We start from the raw sequence: 20993 nt of genomic DNA, 5'->3' as shown, positions 1-20993 counted from the left end.
CGTCTCAGTTTCCGTCTCATTCAGCCACGTTCACGGCCGTTCAGCTGAGACCACCAGGCCAACTCACCCTGGCGATCAACCGCCCATGAACGCAGGCGAACGCCCCTGCACACACCCCCTGACCCCACCACCACAGTTGGAAAGCGTGTTGAGGGGTGATCATGTCTGTCATCTACTGGAGCGCACCTGCGCCTCGATTGCGCTACAGCTGCCTGGGATCCTGTCCAAGGATGACCGGATCTTCGGCGCGCAACCGAAATGCTGCCTGAACGCCCAAGCTCTTACGCGCAGCGATGTAGTACTCGTCGCGCTTCTCCTGGAACTGCCTGAACGCTCGCGTCCAGTCCTCTGCCGTACCCGAGCGCATGTCACGAACGAACTGCTCTAGCACCCATGCGTGGCGTTGCAGCGTCCGCGCCGCCGAGATGGTCTCAGCGTCTCCCATGAGAAGAACAGCCTCGAATGCGTACCCACGCTCCAACTCGGCGTCGGCCAGTCGCTCCAAACCGATGTCTCCCGTCAAGGGCTGGGGGAGGTCGAAGAGCTCTTTGCCCGCTGCCAGGCGGCCGGCCACCGACGTGAATCTCTTGATGGCATCGGCATACCTGAGGTAAGCCTCCAAGCGACGCTCGTCCCATCGCGTCGAGAGCTGGCGTCGCCAACGTGATCTCTCCGTCAACGCTCCGCCAACGTAAGACGCAGCTGCGCCCACGAGCACACCCGCCAAGGTGAACAGCTCTCCCGACATGTCCCCCCACGATCAGATAGACACAGGGTGGACACTACTTGCGGAGCCTCACAGCCGAAAGAGCGATCTTCACACCGACCGTCGCCGGCGATGGGGCGAGGCTTACCTCGGTCAAGCCCGGCCGCCTTCCGGCGTTGTGGGCAGACACCGCACCACAAGCGCACCAGATAGAGCGGGGAACAGCGGGGAATCACGGTGAAAGCAGCTCAGCTCATCAAGGCCACGCCTCAGCCGTTTGTACAGGTCAGCGCCTGAACCGGCCACCAATGATCGCAGCTTCCCAAGCTGAGAGCGCGAGTTCGATTCTCGTCACCCGCTCCAGAATTGAGGCCCAGGTTCGAGACCTGGGCCTTGTTCGTTGTCCGGTCCTGTAGGTGGCACACCACGACCGCATCACGGAGCGGCATTCCTGGACGAACGGCCTGCCCGGGGCACGTACGAGTAGCGGGACCGCTCAGCCAATGTCAGACCCCTGCGGCATCATGACGCTCTGAAGCCGGGTCGACCTTGCTGGAGGGGCACGTGGTGAATGCCGACCTGATACGGGACCTCGGCAGGTCAGACCGGTACGAGGCAGCAGCAGACGCGTTGGTCACATTCGGCGCCGACGGGGTGGAGCAGTTGGTGCGGGAGGTGATGGACGCGGAGTCCCCGGTGGACTGGCGGCCGATCACCGCCGTACTCGGGCGGATCGGGGAGGCAGGGTTCGACGGTCTGCTCCAGGGGCTCGTCTCCGCGTCCACCGAGGAGTCCCGCAAGCGAGTCGGCTTCGCGTTCTCCCAGTTCGGCGTGGCCGTTCTCGACCGTTACACCGCAGCCCTCGCCCACCCCGCGCCGCTCGTGCGCCGTCAGGCCGTCCGTGGGATCGAGCACTGCGGCGAGGCCGGCCAGTCGGCCGCCGTCCTGCTGCCGCTGCTCGGCGACCCGGACCAACAGGTCGCGCGGCAGGCCCAGGACACTCTGATCCGAACAGGCGAGCACGTGCTTCCGCTGCTCCGGCACGTCCGGGAGCGGGGGCCGGGCCGGCAGCGGGCGCGGGCGTTGACCGTACTCGCCGAACTCGGTGGCGAACCGGCGCTGTCGCGCGCCGACATGGCCGCGATCGAGCGACTCATCCGCATCAAACTCCGAGACGATCGCCCCGAACCGCTGTGGGCCTGCTGGAACTACTGGATGGCCGTCCCCAGCGGAGACCAGGCCGGGATCATGCGCGTCCTCGGCCTGACCGCCGCACGGCCCGTGACCTTCGCGCTCGGCAACGACATCGTTGACGCAGACGGCCACGGCTGCGACACGGACGAACACACCCGTTACGAACGGGTCTTCGTCACCCCGGAACTCGATGGCTGGACCCTCGTCCTCGGCGCCTGGTGCGACCCGCACGGTCAGGAACGCCGTGAGGACGTGCTGCGTCTGTGCACCGAACTCAGTGCCCGTTGCGGCCGGGCCCAGGCGTACTACTACGGCGGCCAAGGCGACGGCTCCGCCTGGCTTGTTGCCGAGCACGGCACGGTGATCCGGCGTTACGGCGAAACCGGCGAGGCGGAGGACGAGTTGCTGACGCTCGGCGAGCCGCTGCCGTACGAACGAGCACGCCGCACGGAACTGGGTCTGCACCCCGACTGGGACCCTGCGCAGAGGAGCGAGGACGACGAGAACGAGTGGCGTTGGACCGCTCACGACCTCGCCCCGGACATCGCCCGCTCCCTGGGCGCCGTAAGCCCACTCGACGTCACTGCCGACACACCGTCACGCGGCACCGGCGTCATCGCCCTGACTCCGTACGGTGTCGCCCACGGCGTACCGGCGGGCGCCTACCGCATCTGAGTCACGGCGGCAAGGATCGCGCCGATATTCCGTGCTCGACAATCCCTGCCCTCGATGTGCTCCCGCAACGGCGTCCTTCCGGCCGGCGCACGCTTCCCGTGCTCGTCCGCCCGCCGACCACCTCGAAGGGCTCTCGACGTCTCGGAACCGACGGCGTGCCCATAGCGTGCCTATAAGACCGGTAAACCACGGTCAACAACGGTGCGATCCTGTGCTCCAGGGCGTCACACCAGAGCACGTATGCCCACGTCAGAGGCCATCCGGCTCCGCAAGCGCCGTCGCTTCCCAAGCTGAGAGCGCGAGTTCGATTCTCGTCACCCGCTCCATAACTAAGGCCCAGGTCAGAGACCTGGGCCTTGTCTGTTGTCTAGTCCAATTCGGGTGCCACGTACCCTTCGCGTGCCAAGTCGGCAGGTAGTGGCTGCACCCCAGAAGGACGGCTGCCGCCGTCGGCACGGATCGGAAAGCGACACGATGCCAGCGGCGAGCAGCGCCACGGGGCGAGCGCCCAGAAACGCAGAGATCCCGCCCGATCGAAATGATCGGACGGGTACAACTGCCGGACTCTGGAAGCCCGCTGCTCGCGGCCCCGCCGGACCGGCCGCCGACGACAGCAGCTGCCCCACGCCCCGCCGGCCACACGTTCGTCGGCGTGGAACCGTCCCACCACTCCGTCGACATCGCCACCCGCGTGCCCCGGCAGTACACCGGCGTCGCGGGCGAGATCACCAACTGCCGGGCCGGGGTGTCGCTGCACCTGGCGTCCGCCAACGCGTCGGCCGCGGTGAACCGGCGTCCGTTCCTGCCCAAAAGCGGGGATCCCGCCTCGTCGAAGGCAGACGCCCGCCCGCGGTCACAGCAGTCCGGGCCGCTGCCACTCGGCACCGAGGACGTGGTGGTCGAGGAAGTTCAGGAACGCCTCGTACCAGACCTGGATGTGGCCCGGGGAGAGGATCCAGTGGTTCTCGTCCGGGAAGTACAGGTACTTCGCAGGCACCTCGAACCGCTGCAGATCCTGGAAGAGCGCGGCGCCCTGGCCGACCGGCACGCGGTAGTCCTTCGCGCCGTGGATGACCAGCATCGGCGTACGGATCTTCGCGGCGTCCAGGTACGGGGAGTGCGCCTCGTACCGCTCGGGCCGGGTCACCGGGTCCCCGAAGATGCACTGGAAGTACCAGGGCGCGTCGGTGTCGCCCTGGAAGGACCGCAGGTCCCACAGGCCCGCGTGACTCACGATCGCCTTGAACCGATCGGTGCTCGTGGCGACCCGGTTGGCCATGTAGCCGCCGTAGGAGCCGCCCCCGAGCGCGGTGCGCGCGGCATCGATGTCGTCACGGGCCTCGGTCGCGTCGGTCAGCGCCATCACGTCCGTGTACGGGACCCCGCCCCACTGCCCCCAGCCGCGCCGGTGGCCCTGCTGACCGTAGCCGGTCGACAGGGCCGGGTCGGGCAGCAGCACCGCGTAGCCGCGGGCCGCGAACGGCCACGGGTTCCACCGCCAGGTCCAGCCGTTCCAGCTGCCCTGCGGCCCGCCGTGCACGGCGACGAGCAGCGGCGCGGGGTTCTCGGCCGACGCGCCCTCGGGCAGCACGAGCCAGCCGCGCAGCCGGTACCCGTCCACCGCGTCGGCGTGCACCTCGGTGAGGGTGCCCGGCAGCGCGTCGAACGCACCGGGGGCGGGCAGCTCGACCGGCGTCTGGTCGGCGACGCCGGCCTCGAACCTGACCGGCCGCGGCGGCGAGTCGATCGCGTTGCGCAGCGCGTACAGCGTCCGCCCGTCGGGGGCCACGCAGAGCGAGCCGTACGCGCCCGAGGCGGTGAGCCGGGTCACGGTGCCGTCCGCGTCCCGCCGGAAGACGGGCGCGTGCCCCTCCACATCGGCCACGAAGAAGAGGGCGTCGTCGACCGGCGAACAGACGGCGCCGACGGGCCAGTTGTCGAACCCGGGCAGCAGATCGACGGCCTCGCCGCCGTCCACGCCGACCCGGACGAGCGTCATGTCCATCGGCTCGTCGTAAGTCGGCCACGTCATCCGCGAGCACACGACCGCCGAGCCGTCGTGCGTGAACACCGGCGCCTCGTAGAGGTGCTCCACATCGCCCAGGACGAAGACCTCCTCGCCGGTGGCCGCGTCTGCCACCACCACGGCGGTGCGGTTCTCGGCGGGCACCCGGCCGGGTACGAACCGGGTGTAGGCCACTCGCGTCCCGTCGGGCGACAGCGCCACGTCCCCGGGGTGCTCGAGGCCGACGCCCTGCCCGCCGGCGTCGACCACGGCGCCCTCGGCCCCCGCGCGCACGAAGGTGTGCTGTGCCTCGGGGCCGAGATCGCGGTCCCAGGCGCGGGTCGGCCCGGCCTCGTACAGGATTGCGGTGACCTTCGCGTCCTTGCGCGCCGTGCGCAGCTTGCCGTGCGCGTCGGCGTCGGCGGCCCCGGGCAGCAGCCCGGCGGTGTGGGCCAGCGCGCCGGAGTCCCGGGCGACGGTGAACGCGGTGATCCCGCCCGGGTGCCGGGCCACGACGGCGGCCTCACCACGCCCGGGCAGCGCCCACAGCGCGGCACCCTCGTGCTTGTCCTCCTCGCTGTCGTCCTCGCGTTCCGACAGGAAGTACAGCACCCCGTCCGGGCCGAACGCGGGCCCGGACTCGCCCTTCCCCGACCGGGTCAGGCGCAGCGCCTCGCGCTCCCCGGCCGGATCGATCTCCCACAGCCCGGACACGAACCTGGTCCGGTCCTCCGACAGCGTCTGCACGGCGGCGACGAGACGGCCTCCGTCGGCGGACAGCGCAAGGGAGTTGACGCGAGCCTGGGCGAGGAACGCGGGCAGGTCGTGGAAGGCGGTCGTGCCACCGGGGATCGCAGACATGCGGACGATTCTTGCTCGCGAAGGAGGCGGTGAACAGCGGATTACGGGCGCCGCCCGCCAGGGGTGCCTGCCGCCCGTCCGGCGAAACGCAAGATCCCGAAGGAAGCCCTGCAGGCTCTCGGACTCATTCCGCTGATGGCGCCCGCACCTGCCTCGCTTCACCCGCCGTGTGCCCCATCCGTGCCCTTCAGAGCGGACAACAACGGTCGCCAAGGGTGCGTTCCCGGCCCCGCCACGGAAACCTGGTCCCGCGTCAGCGCAGGTCAGCACACTGTTCGGCGCGCAAGCGCCGTCGCTTCCCAAGCTGAGAGCGCGAGTTCGATTCTCGTCACCCGCTCCAGGAGAAACCCCCAGGTCAGTGGCCCGAGGGTGCTCAGGTGTCACTCCAAGCCGCTCAAGGACGACCATCAGGCGCAAGGGCCTACTCCCTGCTGAGCAGGGAAGCGCAGGTCACCAAGATCCCCGACAAGACCCGGGACAAGAAGAGGCAACCCCTGATGATCAGGCCCCCTGCCCGCGAGGACCCGTGGGCAGGGGGCCTGTCGCCGTGGACGCCGATCGGCGGTCAGGCTGCCGGTATCGGCGATCCCGCGATGAGGAAGTCCCGCGATCTGACGATCAGAAGGAGACAGTGACGCCGACCTGGTGGTACTGGCTGACGGTGTCCAGGACCCCGTCCTTGAGCGCGCCGAACTGAGCCACGAGGTCCGAGCTGCTGATCGCCGTGGGGCCGGCGGCGATGCCGACCTGCGGGCTCAGACCGCCGGAAACGGTGTCGAGTTCGGCGTCGGAGATTTCAAGGGTCTGAACCTGGGGAGCGGAGTTCATGATGAAACTGCCCTTCGTATGGATGTTCCACAAGGGGGAGCGGCCAAGCTGGGGATAGCCGGTGGGCCGCGACCGCAGGCCCGCGCCATCCGTTTCCGGACGCCTTGGCGCGATCCCGGCGGTGCGCAGGATCAAATCACGGAGCCTGCCCGGCATCCAGTCGCTCACTGCTCCCAGCAGGGCAGTTGAAGCAGTCGACTACTCATCCATGCGCGCATGCACACGAATTGGGGGCAGCTTCTCTACACGGAGCTCCGCATAGGAAACCGACAGCTATTGCCACGGCAGTTCCGACCAGGACAACTCCGCACCAATCGAATGCACCCGTGCCGCAGTTGCGCATTCGCTGTGGAGATTCGGCCACGTATGCATCCGTGCGCCCTTCAGTACCTTGTTCACCGCGTTCCGCGGCGGGCCGGTACGACGAGGCCCGCGCCCACGCCGAACAGGCGCCGGCGCTGGCCCGCGACCACTCGTTCCGCCTGGTGGAGGGCCAGGCCCTGACCGCCCTGTGCGCGACGGCGGAGGCCGAGGAAGCACACGGTGCAGCCGTCGAGCTCGGCCAGGATGCCCTCGCCGTACACCGCGAGACCGGCCACCGCCTCGACGAAGCCCGCACCCTCATGGCACTTGCCCGCGCCCACCACGGGGGCCGGGCAGGCCGCCGGCATCGAGGACGTCGAGGCGCACGCCGAAGCCGACTGACCCCACGATTCAGGGGGCCGCCAGACCCGGGCAGGCGGCATGCAGCACGCGCTGCCGGCTGACCGACCCCGGGCAGCGCGGGGGAGCGGGGCAGCGGCCGGCTCAGACGACCGCTGCCCCGCCGTCCTCCGTCGCTGTGGGGTCCGCGTCAGGACGGTCGCAGGATGATCCCTGGTGGGTGAGGGTGGCGAAGCAGCGGTGGCCGCTCGTCCACTGGTCGGTGACGGTGAGGGCGAGCCCGGCGGCGATCCTGTGGAGCGCTGGTCGTCCCAGTCGGGCCCAGGGAAAGTACGGCCCCGCCTGCCCCTGGACGTTCTCGAACCGGGCGGTGCACTGCTCGTGCACGTCCTGGGGGTCGACCTCGACGACGAGGCATCCAGCGGGGGCGATGAGGCCGCCGCAGCGGCGCAGCAGGCCACGCGGGTCGCCTCCGATGCCGATGTTGCCGTCGATGAGCAGCACCGTCTGCCAGCCTTTCTCGGCCGGTAGCCGGTCGAAGACAGATGCCCGAAGTGCGAGCCCGCCCAGGGCGGTGGTCAGTGCGACCGCGCGAGGTGTGATGTCGACCCCGAAGGCGAAGACTCCCTGGCTCAGGAGTGCTCTGCACATGCGGCCCGGGCCGCAGCCGATGTCGATGACGGGGCCGGCGCAGCGTTCCAGGACGGTGCTGTCGGCCGCCGTGGGCTGCCCGTGCCAGCGGTGGACCGGCATCCGGATGCGGCGCCCGTCGTCCAGCCGTAGGTAGACCGGTCCGCGGCCGGGTCGCAGGGCGAGCGCGTAGGGGTCCTCGTCGGGGTCCTCGCCGGCGTCGTACAGCTCGTCCTCGTCCGTTGTCACGGTGCTGCGCCATCCCCGGCAGGGGGCAGGCTCCCGTCGCTGCCGCCGGGCCGGCGCACGCGGCGCAGTCTCAAAGCGAAGGCGACCGCGGAGGCCGCGAAGAGCACGCCGGTGATCGCCAGCCATCGGCCGAGGTAGACGTCGTAGGACAACCCTGTGTCACCGGGGTAGGGGACTGCCAGACGGAGGATGAGAGGGAACCAGACCAGCAGGAGCAGACCTGACAGGAAGGCGGGGACGCGCAGGTGGTTGATCCATGGCGCCGTCGGCCTGGCGGAGGCATCGGCTCGGTGCCTTAGTACGGAGAGGGCCGACAGGTCGGACAGCGAGTACAGGGGCAGCAGGATCAGGTCGTGGAGGACGGCCGCCCCGACGAACCAGATCGCCACCTCCCACGGCTGGACGGTGAACAGGCGCACCATGGCGTAGCCGGTGAGGGCGAACGAGGCGATCAGGACGAGCAGGTGCAGGGGTCCGGAGCCGTACCAGCGGCCGAATCGTGCCATGGTCACGCCCTGAAGGTGAGCCGGTGGACCCACTTGGTGTTGTTCACGCCGGGGTTGGCCGGGACGATGATGCGGGCCGGGTAGCCGTGGTCGAGCGAGAGGTCCGCGCCGTTGACGCGGAGGGCGAGCAGCCCTCGGGGGTCGCGGATCTGGTTGCCGCGCAGCACCACCCTGGTGAAGGGGCCTGGCGGTTGGATCGACTGGACCAGGACGCTTCCCGCACCGGGCAGGCCGGCCAGAGCGGCGAGGTCGGCCAGCCGAAGGCCGCTCCAGTGCTGGTCCTCGGTGGACCATCCCTCCACGCAGGCGATCGGCAGTGCGGCGGCGTGCTGGGGCATCGCCAGGAGCTGCTCGCGGGTGAAGACCTGTGGTGCTCCGCGTCCGTGGACCTCCAGTCGCCAGGTGGGGCCGACGAGCGCGGGGGTGATGCCGACCTTCGCCGCCGTCTTGTTGATCTGGAAGGCGTTCGGGCCGCTGCCGGGGTTGCGGTTGTGCGGTGCGAGCAGTGCGGTGGCGCGCAGCCGGCCGCCGATGCTCTGTCCGGCGGTCACGACGAGGAGGAGCAGCGATCCCGCGCCCACCATGCCGAGTGCGCCGCGGCGGGTCATCGTCGGTGCGGCGGGGGCGGCCGCCACCAGGCCGTCGGGATCGGGTGGTTCGGGCACGGTGTGGGCGAGGTCGGTGTGCAGTTCGGTACGCAGGCTGCGCGAGCGCAGGGCCCGGGTCATCCGGCCAAGTCTGAGGCCCACGTGCACGACGAAGGCGGCGATGAACACCCATGCGCCGTAGAAATGGAGGCGGTAGAACGAGCCCGGGAAGACGTAGTAGAGCTGGATGTTCAGGATTCCGGTGACGAATTCGAAGATGACGCCGCCGACCAGCATCAGTAGGGACAAGCGCTCCAGGCCGTGGGCGACGGAGCGTACCGGCAGCCATTCGAAGAGCTTCGGGATCACCGACCACAACTTGGCCAGCAGCACCGGTACAAGGACCACGCCCAGGGTCACGTGCACGCCCTGGAGCAGCCGGTAGAGCCAGTAGGGATGCGTGGGCCAGCTGAAGAGGTAGAAGCCCAGGATGCCCTTGTCGGGGGTCTCGTCGTTGAGGGGGCTCAGCCCGGGGTTGTAGGCGGCGTAGGAGAACAGCCCGGTGATGAACAGCAGCGGAATGCCGACCAGGAGGACCAGGCCGAATACAGAGGTCAGCCAGGGCCCGCGGATCGGACTGCGCCAGAATCCGGGGCGGAACGGACCCGGCGGCGGGGGAAGCTGCCCGACACGCTCTGCCGTTCCGCGAATCCGACCGCGGCCCGCAGCCGCGGCGGCAGCCACAGTGCCGCGTGCGCGCTTCAGCCGTTTCAGCGCCGAGGTCTCTTCCGGTCTCGGGTGTCGCGACCCGCCGGTCGGGGCCGGACCCGACGGCCGTCCGCCACCTGCCATCGGCCGTCTCCTCCAGTCTTCGAGCCGTGCTCACAAGTGGACGGCCCTCAATGCGACGACCTGTTCCGGATAAACAGGACACCCTCAAGCTGGCACAGGTCAGGTGGACTGTCCGGGCCCGAGGTGCAAGCGGGTGTCCGTCTCCAGCCGAACGGCGGAACCACTGCCTCGGGGATCTCCAGGTCCCCGTGCCCTGTGGCCACGCCACCCTCATCAGGGGTAGTGCGTTCTTCGACGACAGGGGCAGTGGCCGATGGGCCTTCGCCACCTCTGCCGAACCCGCTGACATCCTCACGGCTCTCGAGGTGCTGGGCCGACGATGCGGCACCGTGCCGCGCTCGGTGGCGGAGACGGACGCTGCTTCCGGGCTGCGCACGGCTGCTCCGGCCACTGGTGTCCCTACCGGTGTTCGGGGTTCTCGTAGTCGTGGCGGCAGCCGGCGTCCCAGGCCGTGCGCTGGTTGCCGTAGGCGGGGATGCCTCCGAGGTCCTTCAGCGCACGTGCCAGGTGCAGCAGGTTCCAGGTCATGAAGGTGGTGTTGCGGTTGGTGAAGTCGTTCTCCGGGCCGCCGGAGCCGGGGTCGAGGTAGGAGGGCCCGGGGCCCGCCTCGCCGATCCAGCCGGCGTCCGCCTGGGGAGGGATGGTGTAGCCCAGGTGCTGGAGGCTGTAGAGGACGTTCATGGCGCAGTGCTTGACGCCGTCCTCGTTGCCGGTGATCAGGCAGCCGCCGACCCGGCCGTAATAGGCGTACTGGCCTGCTTCGTTGAGCAGGCTGGAGCAGGCGTAGAGGCGTTCGATCACCTGTTTCATCACGGAGCTGTTGTCGCCGAGCCAGATGGGGCCGGCCAGTACGAGGATGTCGGCCGCCATGACCTGTCGGTACAGGTCGGGCCAGGCGTCCGTCTCCCAGCCGTGCTCCCGCATGTCCGGCCAGACCCCGGTGGCGATGTCGTGGTCCACCGCTCGCACCACGTCGACCTGGACCCCTTGTGCGTCCAGGATGGCGGTGCTGCGGTCGATCAGCCCATGGGTGTTGCTGGTCTCCGGCGAACGCTTGAGGGTGCAGTTGACCACCAGCGCGCGCAGGTCGTCGTACCGGGCCGGTGGCACGTCGGTGGTGGGCGACGAAGCGGTCACTCGTTCCTCCTGCAAGGCCTTGCCATCACGTGGGGCGTGGCAAGTCGTCCATGTCCGAGGTCCAGCGTGCGAGTCACCCACGTCAGGTGCCACAGCGGTGCCTCCGAATGGCCTCGACCGCATCCGTCCGCTGCGGTGCGGTCTCCGGCACCGGCTGGGACCCTGGTCCTGTGGCAATCGATGTGACGGCGCGCCGGGTGATCCCGCTGCCGCCCGACCGGGTCGCCGCGTACGCCATGGACTGGCGTCACGACGCGGAGTGGACCCAGGGCATCCGCGGAGCGGAGCTGACCAGGGAGGCGGACGGCGCTGGGTTCGGCGTGGGTGCCGAGGTCACCCGTACGGCCCGGTTCCTCGGTCGGCGCATTTGACTACGTCCTGCCGACGCACTCATGTCCGCGGAGGCCGATGCTCTCTGCAACGCCGAATACGGGCAGGTCAGCGATGAGAGAGTCAACCACCGCTACGGCTACCGCCCACGCGAGTGGGACACCCGGGCCGGCACGGTCGAACTCGCCATCCCCAAGCTCCGCAGCGGCAGTTACTTCCCACACTGGCTGCTGGAGCGCCGCCGACAGTGCGAGGTCGTGCACCTTCGCGGGGCGTTCGGCCCGCGAAGGTGTACCGGTGGCGCCGAGTGGCCGCCATGTGCGGCGCTCGAAGTGCGGCGCTCTGCACGCGTCCGACGCACGACGACTCACGGATGTCACCTGCGGCACAGGAATCCGGTGCGGATGGTGCCGTCTTCCTGGGCCTGGGCCCGGGGCCGCCCTGGTTCAGGCGGGAATCCGCGGAGGGCGGTCCTCGCCGGGAGTCTCCGCACCTGTCGGTGCCCGCAGGCTGCCGTAGCGTTCCATGCGCTGCCACCGCAGCCGTGAACCCGACACGGCGGTGAAGACGGACTGGATGACCACCAGGTACATCAACTGGCGGTAGACGAACTGCTGCAGCGGCAGGCTCCACAGCGGGCCCGGGCGTTCGCCGTCCAGGCGGAACGCGTACAGGCCCATCAGCAGTTGGAGGAGCAGGAAGGCGAGCCAGAGGGCGGTGACCCGCAGCGGGTCGAGGAAGACCAGACCGTAGAGGGCGAAGACGTCGACCACAGGGGCGAGCAGGGGCAGCAGGATCTGGAAGAGGAGGAGGTAGAGCAGGCCCCGGCGGCCGAGTCGGCCGGCGGCGCCGCCCTGCACCAGCGCGCCGCGGTGCTTCCACATCGCCTGCAGGGTGCCGTAGCACCAGCGGTACCGCTGCCGCCACAGGGCGCCCAGCGACGCGGGCGCCTCGGTCCAGGCAACCGCCCCTTCCTCGTACACCACACGCCAGCCGGCGCGGCACAGCGCCATGGTGAGGTCGGTGTCCTCGGCGAGGGTGACGTCGCTGACCCCGCCGAGGGCGAGCAGGGCCCGGCGCCGGAACGCCCCGACCGCTCCGGGCACGGTCGGCATGCACTCGGCGAGGTCGAACAGACGGCGGTCGAGGTTGAAACCGACCACGTACTCGATGTGCTGCCAACGGCCCAGCAGGCCACCGCGGTTGACGACCTTCGCGTTGCCCGAGACGGCACCGACACGGGGGTCGGCGAAGGGCTGCACGATCGTGCGGACGGCGTCGGGTTCGAAGACGGTGTCGCCGTCGACCATGACCACCAGGTCGCAGCCGGCGGCGGCCAGACCGGTGTTGAGCGCGGCGGGCTTGCCCGCGTTCCGCTGCCGGATCACCCGCACTCCCGGCAGACCGAGGGCCTCCACCAGGTCGGCGGTCCCGTCGGTGGAGCCGTCGTCGACCACGATGATCTCCACCGGATGGTCCGAGGCGACCAGGGAGCGTACGGCCGCCTCGATTCCCGCGCTCTCGTTGTACGCCGGGACGATGACGCTGACCGGTTCGGTCACCGGCGGTCCCCAGGGCCTGGCCCGGCGCCCTGTCCGCAGCCGGCGGTGCCGGTGGGCCGCCACCAGTACGACGGCGGCGCGCAGCACGCTGATCGCTCCGGCCGCGTACATCAGCACGCCGAGCAGCCGGATGGCCCAGTCGCCGAGCTGCAACATCCTGATGAGGGCGATGCCCTGGAGGTGGTCGCCCGGTCCGGCGGGCCGGACGGGGCCGTCCATGCCGACCGCGGCGCCGACCGTCGTGAACCGGAAGCCCTGTGCCTTGAGCCGGGGGATCAGGGTGTTCAGGGCGGCGACGGTCTGGGAGCGGTCACCGCCGGCGTCGTGCATCAGCACGATCTGCCCGGCCCTGCCGTGCGGTGTCGCGTTCGCGAGGACGCGGGCCGTGCCGGGGCGCTGCCAGTCCTCGGCGTCCAGGGTGGAGAGCACCGTGACGTACCCGGCTGTGTCGGCCTGCTTCAGGACGGACCAGCCGGCGTCGTCCAGCGCGTCGTTCTCCGAGGAGTACGGCGGCCGCAGCAGCGCGGTGGTGACGTCGGCCGCGCCGGCCACCGCCAGCTGTGTCTCGCGCAGCTCCAGGGAACGCTGCCACGGGGCGAGGCGGGAGAGGTCGGGGTGGGTGAAGGTGTGGATGCCGATCTGGTGGCCCTCGGCGACGATCCGCCGGACCAGTTCCGGGTGGGCGACGACCTGGGTGCCGACGACGAAGAAGGTCGCGTGCACATGGTTGCGGCGCAGCACGTCGAGGATGCGCGGGGTCCAGACGGGGTCGGGGCCGTCGTCGAAGGTGAGGGCGATGGTGCCGGCCTTCGGGCGGGCGGTGTGCGGGGAGCCGGCGGCGTTCGCGATCACGGGGCCGCCCTGGGCCACCTGGCCGGGCACCGTGTCGGCCCGGCCGCGGGGGCCGGTCACGTCGTCCGAGGTGATCCCGAACATGTGGTGGGTGTAGCCCTGCAACAGGAGGGCCGCCGACAGGGTCACCACGAGCACGCACAGCAGTAGCCAGTGGGTGCGGGGGGTGACCCGGCGGGTACGGCCGCGGCGGCGGGGCATGGCGGTGCGGCGTCGGCGATCGGTCGGGTCGGTCGGACAGGTCACGTCAGGGCCTTGGGTCACTTCACGGGCTTGTGGGATGCGGCGTTGGCGCGTCCCTTGGCGGAGGGCGCGTCCGTGGTGGCACTGGCACTGGCACTGGTGCTGGTGGTGGCACTCGCGGTCGCGGTCGTGGTCGCGGTCGCGGTCGTGGTCGCGGTCGTGGTCGGGACGGCGGTCGGGGAGGTGGTCGCGGTGGTCGCGGGGGTGGCCGCGGCCGTCGGCCGGCCGGTCTGGCCGGAGGCCGTCCGCGGCGACGTGGCAAGGGCGTTCTCGTCCGTCGCGCCGGAGCCCGCGCTCCCTGCCGTGTGACCCGTACCGGCGGGAGATCCGGGGGCGGTCGCTCGGGGCGCGGCCGGGGGCGTGGTGTCCGGGAGCGGGACGAACGGAGCGCTGATGGTGGGGCCGCCCAGCAACGCGCTGACCAGCAGGGCGACATAGACGCCGGCGGGGATCAGCAGCAGCCGTGCGGTGCGCCGCACGCGGCGCTGGCGGCGCCCCGAGGCGTCCACGAAGACGGGCCGTGCCGGATCGTTCTCCGACGTGTCCGGCTCCGATGCGGGACGGCCGGAGTCGTCGAGGTCCGTCGGCAGCACGGTGATGACGGCACCATGCGGAGAGTCCCGCTCCGTCGTGGCGAGGTGGTCCGGCCCGGCGACGAGCAGTGTCGCACCGGCGGTCCAGGGCTCCGGCTCCGCCGTGGCCGGGTCGGCGGTGGTGCTGCCGCCGGTGCCCTCGTGGCCGTGGGCATACCCGTACCCGACGCCGGCGTACGGCTCCTCGCCGTACCCTGCGCCGCTGTCGCCCGTCCGCTGCACGCGTCCCGCCTCCTCTCCAAGCCGACCGACGTGGTCGTCCGCATGGAAAGAGCGCAGCGGGCCGAAACTGTTACACCTCCCGCCCCGGACCGTCATATGTCCCACTCCGGACACTCACATGTCCCGCCTCGCAGCGGCACCTCTCCCGACTCGGATCGCCACTCCTCACGCCTTGGAACGGCACTTCACCACCGCGTTCCCGCACGCGGCGGTGTGCGCGTAGAACTCCCGCAGCTCCCGGTGCGTGCTGGCGAACGCACGCGACGTCTCGGGCTCCGCGGTCGCTCCGCCGTAGCGGGGCAGCAGTCCGTCCCGGGCGGAGTCCCACAGCGCGTCGAAATCGGTCTGCTCCAGGAATTCGGCCACCCGGCGGGCCTGGGCGGCCGTGAGGACCAGCAACGGCGGCTTCTGCCGGTCAGTGCGGAACACGGGGCGGCCGCCGAGCACCACCTGGGCCTGGGGCCGTCCCGGGGGACCGGCCGGTGGAGCGCCGGTGTAGATGTGCTCCTGGTCCAGGCAGCACTCGTCCAGCACCTCTTCGGGGCACTGGCCGGGCTGGTGCCGGACGGTCGCCGCATCGCTCGCGAAAAGCCGTTCCAGCCAAGCCGGACTGTTGCGCAGTGCCGGGGCCGGTACCGCTCGCAGACGGAGGTAGGTACTCATGACAGTGGGAGCGCACGAGGGCGCCGAAGCATCACGCGGCCCGGCGGTCCCGGGCTCGGGGCGGCGGCTGTGGCGGGCTTCGGCGCGTGCCGCCCACGGGCTCGGGGTGACGCTCGTCCTGGCCTCCTCCCTGGTCGGTGTTGCTGACCGCCCGCTGCCGATCGCCCTCTGCCGGTAGGTCGGCTGTCCCTCTGTGAGGGGCTGGGGGCGGTCGCGGCGCCGTCATCGGCGTGGATCGCCGCGGCCCGTGCGGTCGGTGCAAAGCTCCTGCTCCCCGGCGCAGGGCCTACGGGAAGCGTCGCCCGGCTCGGACGGCGCCGGTTCCGCTCCGTCGCAGTCGGGGCTGCCGAATCCAGCGGCTGAGCGCGGGGAGACGGTTGATACCGGACAGGCTCCTGGGGCGTTGTGACGTTTCTGTGAGAGTGCGCGCTGGTCATCGTGGGGCCGTCGTTGCGACCGGAGCACGACGGGCGGTGTGAAATCGGTTGTGATCGGTGCGAACGAGGGCAATCTTGGGCCAGGTGCGGCAACCTCGGCGCGTACAGGAGTACGACGGGGAACTGGGCGCGGCGGTCGCGCGCGCCCAGGACGGCGACGAGGCCGCTTTCGAGGTCGCCTACCGGATCGTGCAGCCGGGCCTGCTCGGCTACCTTCGCGGCGTCGTCGGCGAGGAGGCGGAGGACGTGGCGTCCGACGCCTGGCTGGAGATAGCCCGCGACCTCGGGCGTTTCAAGGGCGACGGCGCGGGCTTCCGCGGCTGGACCGCGACCATCGCCCGGCACCGGGCGCTGGACCACCTGCGTCGTCGGCGGGTGCGGCCCCAGGCGGGCGGTACCGACCAGGACGTACTGGAACTGGCGGGCCCGCACAACACTCATGAGCAGGCTCTGGAGTCTCTCTCCACCGAGTGGGCTCTGGAGTTGATCCGCGGACTGCCGCGGGACCAGGCGGAGGCCGTGCTGCTGCGGGTCGTGGTCGGTCTGGACGGTCCCGCCGCGGCGCGGGTCCTGGGCAAGCGGCCGGGTGCGGTGCGCACGGCCGCCCACCGGGGCCTGAAACGCCTCGGCCGTCAGCTGGGTATCGGTGGCGGAGCCGAGGAGGGTGTGACGGATGTGGCTTCCCGCGCGCTGGGGGAGTCGACATGAACGACAACCGCGACAGGATCGACAGGCAGGCGTCGGAGCCGGGGCAGCGGACGAATCGAAGCGGTCGGACGGGAACGGAAGCGGACATGGGTGAACGGCTGGGCGGCGACGGGGTATGGGGCCGTCGACGTGTGCAGCCCGGCGGCGCCCCGTCCGACCCCCGGGGCGCGGGTGACGACGCCGCGCTGGAGACGGCACTGGCTGCCGCCGTCCGCGCAGACGATCTCGCGTCCCAGGGCGAGCGGCAGGCCGTGGCCGCGTTCCGGGCCGCCCGCGCCTCGGGTGCGCATCGCGCACGTACCCGGCGCCGTGACGACTGGCGGCCGACGGCCGAGCGGCGGGTGCGGCGCCCGGCGAAACTGACGTTCGGCGTGGTCTTCGCCAGCCTCGCGCTGGGGGGCGTGGCGGTCGCGGCCATCGGTTCCGCCGGTTCGGCCGGCTCCGCCGGCGAGGGCGCCGGCGACGGCCGGGGAACGACGCCCCCGTCGGCGACCGCCTCGCACCGGGCGGTCGGCGGGGCCGTGTCCCACCCGTCCGCTGGTGCTCGGCCGACGGACCGGCCCGCCACCGCCCAGGACACCGAAGCCCACTGCCGTGCCTACGAGCACGTCCAGGGCCATGGCAAGGCGCTGGCTGCGACAGCCTGGCAGCGACTGGTCGCGGCGGCCGGCGGTGCGGACAAGGTCGCCGCCTACTGCTCCGAGCGGCTGACACGGGAGACGGCCAAGCCGAGCCACTCGGCCGGTGCGGGCAAGTCCGGCAAGGATGCTGCGAACTCCGCCAACGGCACGGCGGGCGACGGCGCTTCCGGCAACGCGTCTGCCAACAGTGAGGCGAACGGCGGGCAGGGCAACGGCAAGAAGAAGTAGCCCTGGACGAGTCCGGTGGGTTGGAAGGGGAGAAGCTCTCCCAACCCGAGAGCGCAGGTTCGAGTGTCGGTGTCCGGTTCGATGCGCATACGCGACGCGCCGTTCAGGAGCCCCAGGTGTCCGGCGTCCGGCGCGTGGAAGCGACAACACAGACGCATTCCTCGTCTGCTGTCCGGCTCCGTGTCCCACAGCGTGCCCATGAGGGCGGACAACCGCGGTCAACGGGGAGGCGGTCCGGTCAGGACAACCACTCCGACGGCCAAGGTGCCTTCGCAAGTCAGAACCGTAGAGCCGCCCGAGCGCCGTCGCTTCCCGAGGTGAGACGCGAGAGCACCCGGAATGCCTTGTGCGGCCCATCGGGCAGACAGCCCGGACGTCGCACCGGTCGAGAGTGAGAATCGCGTCCAAGTGCGGAGCCCGATCGGCCCGCGGGCCGCGAGACCGCCGCGGTCGCCCCGCCGGAACCGCCGTGTGGCCTTCCTCTCGCTGCTGGGGTCTCGGCGCGTTCGTCGGCATGTCGTCAGCTGATGGCGACGGCAGCCGCGGCCAAGCCGTCGAAGGAGGTCACGGCGCTGCGACCGGACGGACTCGACGGCAACAGTGTGGCCCGGGAGAGCAATTCCTGTGGTCGGGAGGTGAGAATTCGACACGGCGCACGAGAAATATTCCTGAGGTGGGAGACGGCCCGGAATTGTTTACCGCGTGGGGTCGCTCACGACGTGCTACTGTCAGTATCAGTTGCAGGTGTGGTTGCCAGAATTGTTTTTCCGGCGGCTGATCATCACGGCGACACGGAAAGCGCACAGAGCGTATTCCTGACACCGTCTCCGAAGGAGAAACAAAAATGGCTACTGGCACCGTGAAGTGGTTCAACGCGGAAAAGGGCTTCGGTTTCATCGAGCAGGACGGCGGCGGCGCCGACGTCTTCGCCCACTACTCCAACATCGCCGCCCAGGGCTTCCGTGAGCTGCTGGAAGGCCAGAAGGTTTCGTTCGACATCGCGCAGGGCCAGAAGGGCCCGACGGCCGAGAACATCGTTCCCGCCTGACGCGTCGGCACTTACGCATACTTCGCAGCTGGGGCCCGCACCTTGGGGTGCGGGCCCCAGCTCGCTTCATTTCCAGGGCAATTCAGCCCTGTTTTTTTCGGCTCGTTCTCGCGATTCTCTGCGCCGTTCGTTCTACTGCGGAAATTCCTTGATACGCGCCCACGTCGAGGAAGGTTCCACATGAACCGAGCACGCACGACTCGCACACGCACGACTCGCACATACGACCGCTCCGCAGGAAGTGCTGCTGTCGGCCGCTCCGGTGTTCAGAGCCGCTCCAAGGGCAACGGAAACCGGCGGGCCGCACAGGGTGAGTTCGCACCGCCGAAGACGACCACACCGGCGTTGCCCGCCGTCGAGACGTTCGCCGATCTCGCCATGCCGACGCCGCTGCTGGCCGCGCTCGGCCACGAGGGCGTGACCGTACCGTTCCCCATCCAGGCGGCGACCCTGCCGAACTCCCTGGCGGGCCGTGACGTACTCGGTCGTGGCCGTACCGGGTCGGGCAAGACGCTCGCCTTCGGCCTCGCGGTCATGGCCCGCACGGCAGGCCGGCGCGCCGAACCACGGGAGCCGCTGGCCCTGATCCTCGTACCCACCCGTGAACTCGCCCAGCAGGTCACCGACGCGCTCACCCCGTATGCCCGCGCCGTCCGGCTGCGGCTGGCCACCGTGGTCGGCGGCCTGCCGATCGGCAGGCAGGCGAGTGCGCTGCGGGCCGGGGCCGAGGTCGTCGTCGCGACACCGGGGCGGCTCAAGGACCTGATCGACCGGGGCGACTGCCGACTGCGGGACGTCGCCGTCACCGTCCTGGACGAGGCCGACCAGATGACCGACATGGGCTTCATGCCCCAGGTCACCGCCCTGCTCGACCAGGTGCGGCCGGAGGGCCAGCGGATGCTCTTCTCGGCGACCCTGGACCGTAACGTGGACCTGTTGGTCCGTCGCTACCTGACCGACCCGGTGGTCCACTCCGTCGACCCGTCGGCGGCTGCCGTCACCACGATGGAGCACCACGTACTCCACGTGCACGACGCGGACAAGCACCGGACGACCACCGAGATCGCGGCACGGGACGGCCGGGTCATCATGTTCCTGGACACCAAGCACGCCGTGGACCGGTTGACCGCGCACCTCCTCAGCAGCGGCGTCCGCGCCGCCGCCCTGCACGGCGGCAGGTCCCAGCCGCAGCGCACCCGGACCCTGGCTCAGTTCAAGGACGGTCACGTCACGGTGCTGGTCGCCACCAACGTCGCGGCCCGCGGCATCCATGTCGACAACCTCGACCTGGTCGTCAACGTGGATCCGCCCGGCGACCACAAGGACTACCTGCACCGTGGCGGTCGTACGGCCCGTGCGGGGGAGTCCGGCAGCGTCGTCACCCTGGTGACACCCGGCCAGCGCCGCGACATGAGCCGGCTGATGGCCTCGGCCGGCATCACCCCGCGCATCACTCCGGTGCGCTCGGGTGAGGTGGAGCTGAGCCGCATCACCGGCGCCCAGGCGCCGTCCGGTGTCCCGGTCGTCATCACCGCTCCGGCCGTGGAGCGTCCCCGCCGCACGTCTTCCCCGTCCCGTGGCCGTCAGGGCCGCACCGGGCAGGGGCGGCCCGCCGGCGCGGCGGTGGGCCGCAGGGCACAGCGGCGCACCGCCATCGACTCGGCGGCCTAGGCCCAGCACTACGCCGGAGCCGCAGCGGTCTCCCCAGGCCGCGATGGCCACCAAGCCGACCAACCCGATCCGCAGGAGGCATTTTTGACGCCCACTCAGATGCAGTGCCGCGTGGCGGACCCCGCATCGACGACCGTGGTCCACGGCAAGGAAGCGCACGGGCCTCGGGTCTGTGACGACATGACCGTCGAGGTGGCTCTGGCCGTCATGGCGGGTGCACGTGTCGAGTACCTGACCGTGTGCGACGGGGACGACCAGAGCACGGGTTCGATCACTCTGGCCCGGCTCGCCGTTCTCCGTGCCAGTTCCACGTACACGGACCGCATCCGTCTGCGGGACGTCCTCGGCAGCCGGCTCCGGCCTGTTCCCGTCCGCGGCTGATCCACCCTGCCCGGGTCAGTTCCTTTCCGTCATGCCTGGGAGGCATCATGCGTTGTGTCATCGCCCGGTACCCGTTCGACCTGACCAAGATCGGGGTGCTGGCCTCGATGAAGGGCGTCAAGCCCGAGCTGGTCACGGGCGCGTCCGTGACCATCGGCCGCCGCCGCTACCCCGTCAAGCAGGTGGGCCAGGTCACCACGGGACAGGACCGCCGTGACTTCACCGTCGGCGAAGTCACCCGGGCCATGGCGCGCCTGGGCTTCACCTGCCACGACGGCCCCGAGGCCGCGCCCGTGAGCGTTCCCCTTCCGCTCCGGGCCCCGTCGGCACTGCTCGACGGCACCTGCCCTGTGGGCGTGTGAGGACGGGCGGGTAACCGCCCTCAGTATCCCGGTGGGGGGGGGGGGGGGGGGGGGGGGGGGGAGGAAAACCGGCGGCCCCGCCCCGAGCCCGAGAAACAGCCCCGTCGTCTTCCCTATGTGCCCCTCCCACTGGTTTAGAACGCCTCCAGCGAAGAAAAA

Annotated in this window: 19 protein-coding genes and 3 pseudogenes; 11 read left to right on the top strand and 11 right to left on the bottom strand. The window is 70.6% G+C overall.

The features are described from left to right. Positions 1-202 precede the first annotated feature (202 nt). Positions 203-748 (bottom strand): hypothetical protein, encoded by a 546-nt coding sequence (locus ACZ5K7_RS43880; RefSeq protein WP_468923270.1) that lies wholly within the window; start codon positions 746-748, stop codon positions 203-205. 522 nt (positions 749-1270) lie between these two features. Here ACZ5K7_RS43880 and ACZ5K7_RS43875 point away from each other — a divergent pair. Together ACZ5K7_RS43875 and ACZ5K7_RS43870 are read left to right on the top strand one after the other, a co-directional pair. Next, on the top strand, positions 1271-2575 hold the full coding sequence (locus tag ACZ5K7_RS43875; RefSeq protein WP_468923267.1) for a HEAT repeat domain-containing protein: 1305 nt from the start codon (positions 1271-1273) through the stop codon (positions 2573-2575). A 538-nt stretch (positions 2576-3113) separates the two neighbouring features. Then, a pseudogene (locus tag ACZ5K7_RS43870) lies at positions 3114-3416 on the top strand (transposase); the annotation flags it as partial. A 12-nt stretch (positions 3417-3428) separates the two neighbouring features. On the opposite strand, the gene ACZ5K7_RS43865 reads toward ACZ5K7_RS43870, so the two are convergent. The 7 genes from ACZ5K7_RS43865 to ACZ5K7_RS43835 form a co-directional block, all read right to left on the bottom strand. Next, a complete protein-coding gene (locus ACZ5K7_RS43865) occupies positions 3429-5441 on the bottom strand; it encodes a S9 family peptidase (protein ID WP_351709441.1) in 2013 nt (670 codons plus the stop codon). A gap of 618 nt (positions 5442-6059) precedes the next feature. Next, complete coding sequence (locus ACZ5K7_RS43860) at positions 6060-6269, bottom strand: hypothetical protein (RefSeq protein WP_351709580.1); 210 nt, start codon at positions 6267-6269, stop codon at positions 6060-6062. Between the two features lie 395 nt (positions 6270-6664). After that, positions 6665-6940: a hypothetical protein gene (locus ACZ5K7_RS43855; RefSeq protein ID WP_351709444.1), complete on the bottom strand. Its 276-nt coding sequence runs from the start codon at positions 6938-6940 to the stop codon at positions 6665-6667. Between the two features lie 136 nt (positions 6941-7076). Beyond that, positions 7077-7811, bottom strand: coding sequence for a class I SAM-dependent methyltransferase (locus ACZ5K7_RS43850; protein ID WP_468923263.1), 735 nt, complete (start codon positions 7809-7811; stop codon positions 7077-7079). Further along, positions 7808-8317: a hypothetical protein gene (locus tag ACZ5K7_RS43845; RefSeq protein WP_468923415.1), complete on the bottom strand. Its 510-nt coding sequence runs from the start codon at positions 8315-8317 to the stop codon at positions 7808-7810. The genes ACZ5K7_RS43850 and ACZ5K7_RS43845 overlap by 4 nt, the downstream gene beginning before the upstream one ends. Before the next feature lie 2 nt (positions 8318-8319). Continuing rightward, entirely contained in the window at positions 8320-9648 is a 1329-nt protein-coding gene (locus ACZ5K7_RS43840) for a molybdopterin-dependent oxidoreductase (protein ID WP_468923260.1), read from the bottom strand. Between the two features lie 507 nt (positions 9649-10155). Continuing rightward, positions 10156-10893, bottom strand: a complete 738-nt coding sequence (locus tag ACZ5K7_RS43835; RefSeq protein ID WP_468923257.1) for a flavodoxin family protein — start codon at positions 10891-10893, stop codon at positions 10156-10158. A 170-nt stretch (positions 10894-11063) separates the two neighbouring features. Between ACZ5K7_RS43835 and ACZ5K7_RS43830 the strand changes: the two are divergent. Then, positions 11064-11261, top strand: a pseudogene (locus ACZ5K7_RS43830) (SRPBCC family protein); the annotation flags it as partial. Positions 11262-11279: 18 nt separating this feature from the next. Beyond that, positions 11280-11477, top strand: a pseudogene (locus ACZ5K7_RS43825) (transposase); the annotation flags it as partial. 192 nt (positions 11478-11669) lie between these two features. Here ACZ5K7_RS43825 and ACZ5K7_RS43820 read toward each other — a convergent pair. The 3 genes from ACZ5K7_RS43820 to ACZ5K7_RS43810 form a co-directional block, all read right to left on the bottom strand. Then, the gene (locus ACZ5K7_RS43820; RefSeq protein ID WP_468923412.1) at positions 11670-13838 is read right to left on the bottom strand and encodes a bifunctional polysaccharide deacetylase/glycosyltransferase family 2 protein; all 2169 of its coding nucleotides are present in this window, start codon (positions 13836-13838) and stop codon (positions 11670-11672) included. A 59-nt stretch (positions 13839-13897) separates the two neighbouring features. Continuing rightward, positions 13898-14695, bottom strand: a complete 798-nt coding sequence (locus tag ACZ5K7_RS43815; RefSeq protein ID WP_468923254.1) for a hypothetical protein — start codon at positions 14693-14695, stop codon at positions 13898-13900. Between the two features lie 165 nt (positions 14696-14860). Then, on the bottom strand, positions 14861-15358 hold the full coding sequence (locus tag ACZ5K7_RS43810; RefSeq protein WP_351709461.1) for a DUF1877 family protein: 498 nt from the start codon (positions 15356-15358) through the stop codon (positions 14861-14863). Here ACZ5K7_RS43810 and ACZ5K7_RS43805 point away from each other — a divergent pair. The 7 genes from ACZ5K7_RS43805 to ACZ5K7_RS43775 all read left to right on the top strand — a co-directional run bounded on the left by ACZ5K7_RS43805 (position 15357) and on the right by ACZ5K7_RS43775 (position 20834). Further along, on the top strand, positions 15357-15536 hold the full coding sequence (locus ACZ5K7_RS43805) for a hypothetical protein (protein WP_468923252.1): 180 nt from the start codon (positions 15357-15359) through the stop codon (positions 15534-15536). The genes ACZ5K7_RS43810 and ACZ5K7_RS43805 overlap by 2 nt on opposite strands. A gap of 334 nt (positions 15537-15870) precedes the next feature. Continuing rightward, a complete protein-coding gene (locus tag ACZ5K7_RS43800) occupies positions 15871-16503 on the top strand; it encodes an RNA polymerase sigma factor (RefSeq protein ID WP_351709464.1) in 633 nt (210 codons plus the stop codon). Positions 16504-16589: 86 nt separating this feature from the next. Then, a complete protein-coding gene (locus ACZ5K7_RS43795) occupies positions 16590-17372 on the top strand; it encodes a hypothetical protein (RefSeq protein WP_468923248.1) in 783 nt (260 codons plus the stop codon). An 844-nt stretch (positions 17373-18216) separates the two neighbouring features. Then, on the top strand, positions 18217-18420 hold the full coding sequence (locus ACZ5K7_RS43790) for a cold-shock protein (protein ID WP_004986771.1): 204 nt from the start codon (positions 18217-18219) through the stop codon (positions 18418-18420). Between the two features lie 180 nt (positions 18421-18600). Next, entirely contained in the window at positions 18601-20091 is a 1491-nt protein-coding gene (locus ACZ5K7_RS43785; RefSeq protein WP_468923245.1) for a DEAD/DEAH box helicase, read from the top strand. Between the two features lie 99 nt (positions 20092-20190). Then, positions 20191-20472, top strand: coding sequence for a CBS domain-containing protein (locus ACZ5K7_RS43780; RefSeq protein WP_468923409.1), 282 nt, complete (start codon positions 20191-20193; stop codon positions 20470-20472). 47 nt (positions 20473-20519) lie between these two features. Further along, complete coding sequence (locus tag ACZ5K7_RS43775; protein ID WP_351709473.1) at positions 20520-20834, top strand: SCO5918 family protein; 315 nt, start codon at positions 20520-20522, stop codon at positions 20832-20834. Positions 20835-20993 lie beyond the last annotated feature (159 nt).

The organism is Streptomyces sp. NPDC031497 (genome assembly GCF_055580905.1).
Note: the sequence above shows the minus strand (reverse complement) of the source record. Positions and strands in the feature narration are given on the sequence as shown.

Coding starts and splice junctions, on each gene's coding strand:
- ACZ5K7_RS43880 (WP_468923270.1), bottom strand. CDS start 748: ATGTCGGGAGAGCTGTTCACCTTGGCGGGTGTGCTCGTGGGCGCAGCT.
- ACZ5K7_RS43865 (WP_351709441.1), bottom strand. CDS start 5,441: ATGTCTGCGATCCCCGGTGGCACGACCGCCTTCCACGACCTGCCCGCG.
- ACZ5K7_RS43860 (WP_351709580.1), bottom strand. CDS start 6,269: ATGAACTCCGCTCCCCAGGTTCAGACCCTTGAAATCTCCGACGCCGAA.
- ACZ5K7_RS43855 (WP_351709444.1), bottom strand. CDS start 6,940: ATGCCGGCGGCCTGCCCGGCCCCCGTGGTGGGCGCGGGCAAGTGCCAT.
- ACZ5K7_RS43845 (WP_468923415.1), bottom strand. CDS start 8,317: ATGGCACGATTCGGCCGCTGGTACGGCTCCGGACCCCTGCACCTGCTC.
- ACZ5K7_RS43820 (WP_468923412.1), bottom strand. CDS start 13,838: ATGCCCCGCCGCCGCGGCCGTACCCGCCGGGTCACCCCCCGCACCCAC.
- ACZ5K7_RS43805 (WP_468923252.1), top strand. CDS start 15,357: ATGACAGTGGGAGCGCACGAGGGCGCCGAAGCATCACGCGGCCCGGCG.
- ACZ5K7_RS43810 (WP_351709461.1), bottom strand. CDS start 15,358: ATGAGTACCTACCTCCGTCTGCGAGCGGTACCGGCCCCGGCACTGCGC.
- ACZ5K7_RS43795 (WP_468923248.1), top strand. CDS start 16,590: ATGGGTGAACGGCTGGGCGGCGACGGGGTATGGGGCCGTCGACGTGTG.
- ACZ5K7_RS43790 (WP_004986771.1), top strand. CDS start 18,217: ATGGCTACTGGCACCGTGAAGTGGTTCAACGCGGAAAAGGGCTTCGGT.
- ACZ5K7_RS43785 (WP_468923245.1), top strand. CDS start 18,601: ATGAACCGAGCACGCACGACTCGCACACGCACGACTCGCACATACGAC.
- ACZ5K7_RS43780 (WP_468923409.1), top strand. CDS start 20,191: ATGCAGTGCCGCGTGGCGGACCCCGCATCGACGACCGTGGTCCACGGC.
- ACZ5K7_RS43775 (WP_351709473.1), top strand. CDS start 20,520: ATGCGTTGTGTCATCGCCCGGTACCCGTTCGACCTGACCAAGATCGGG.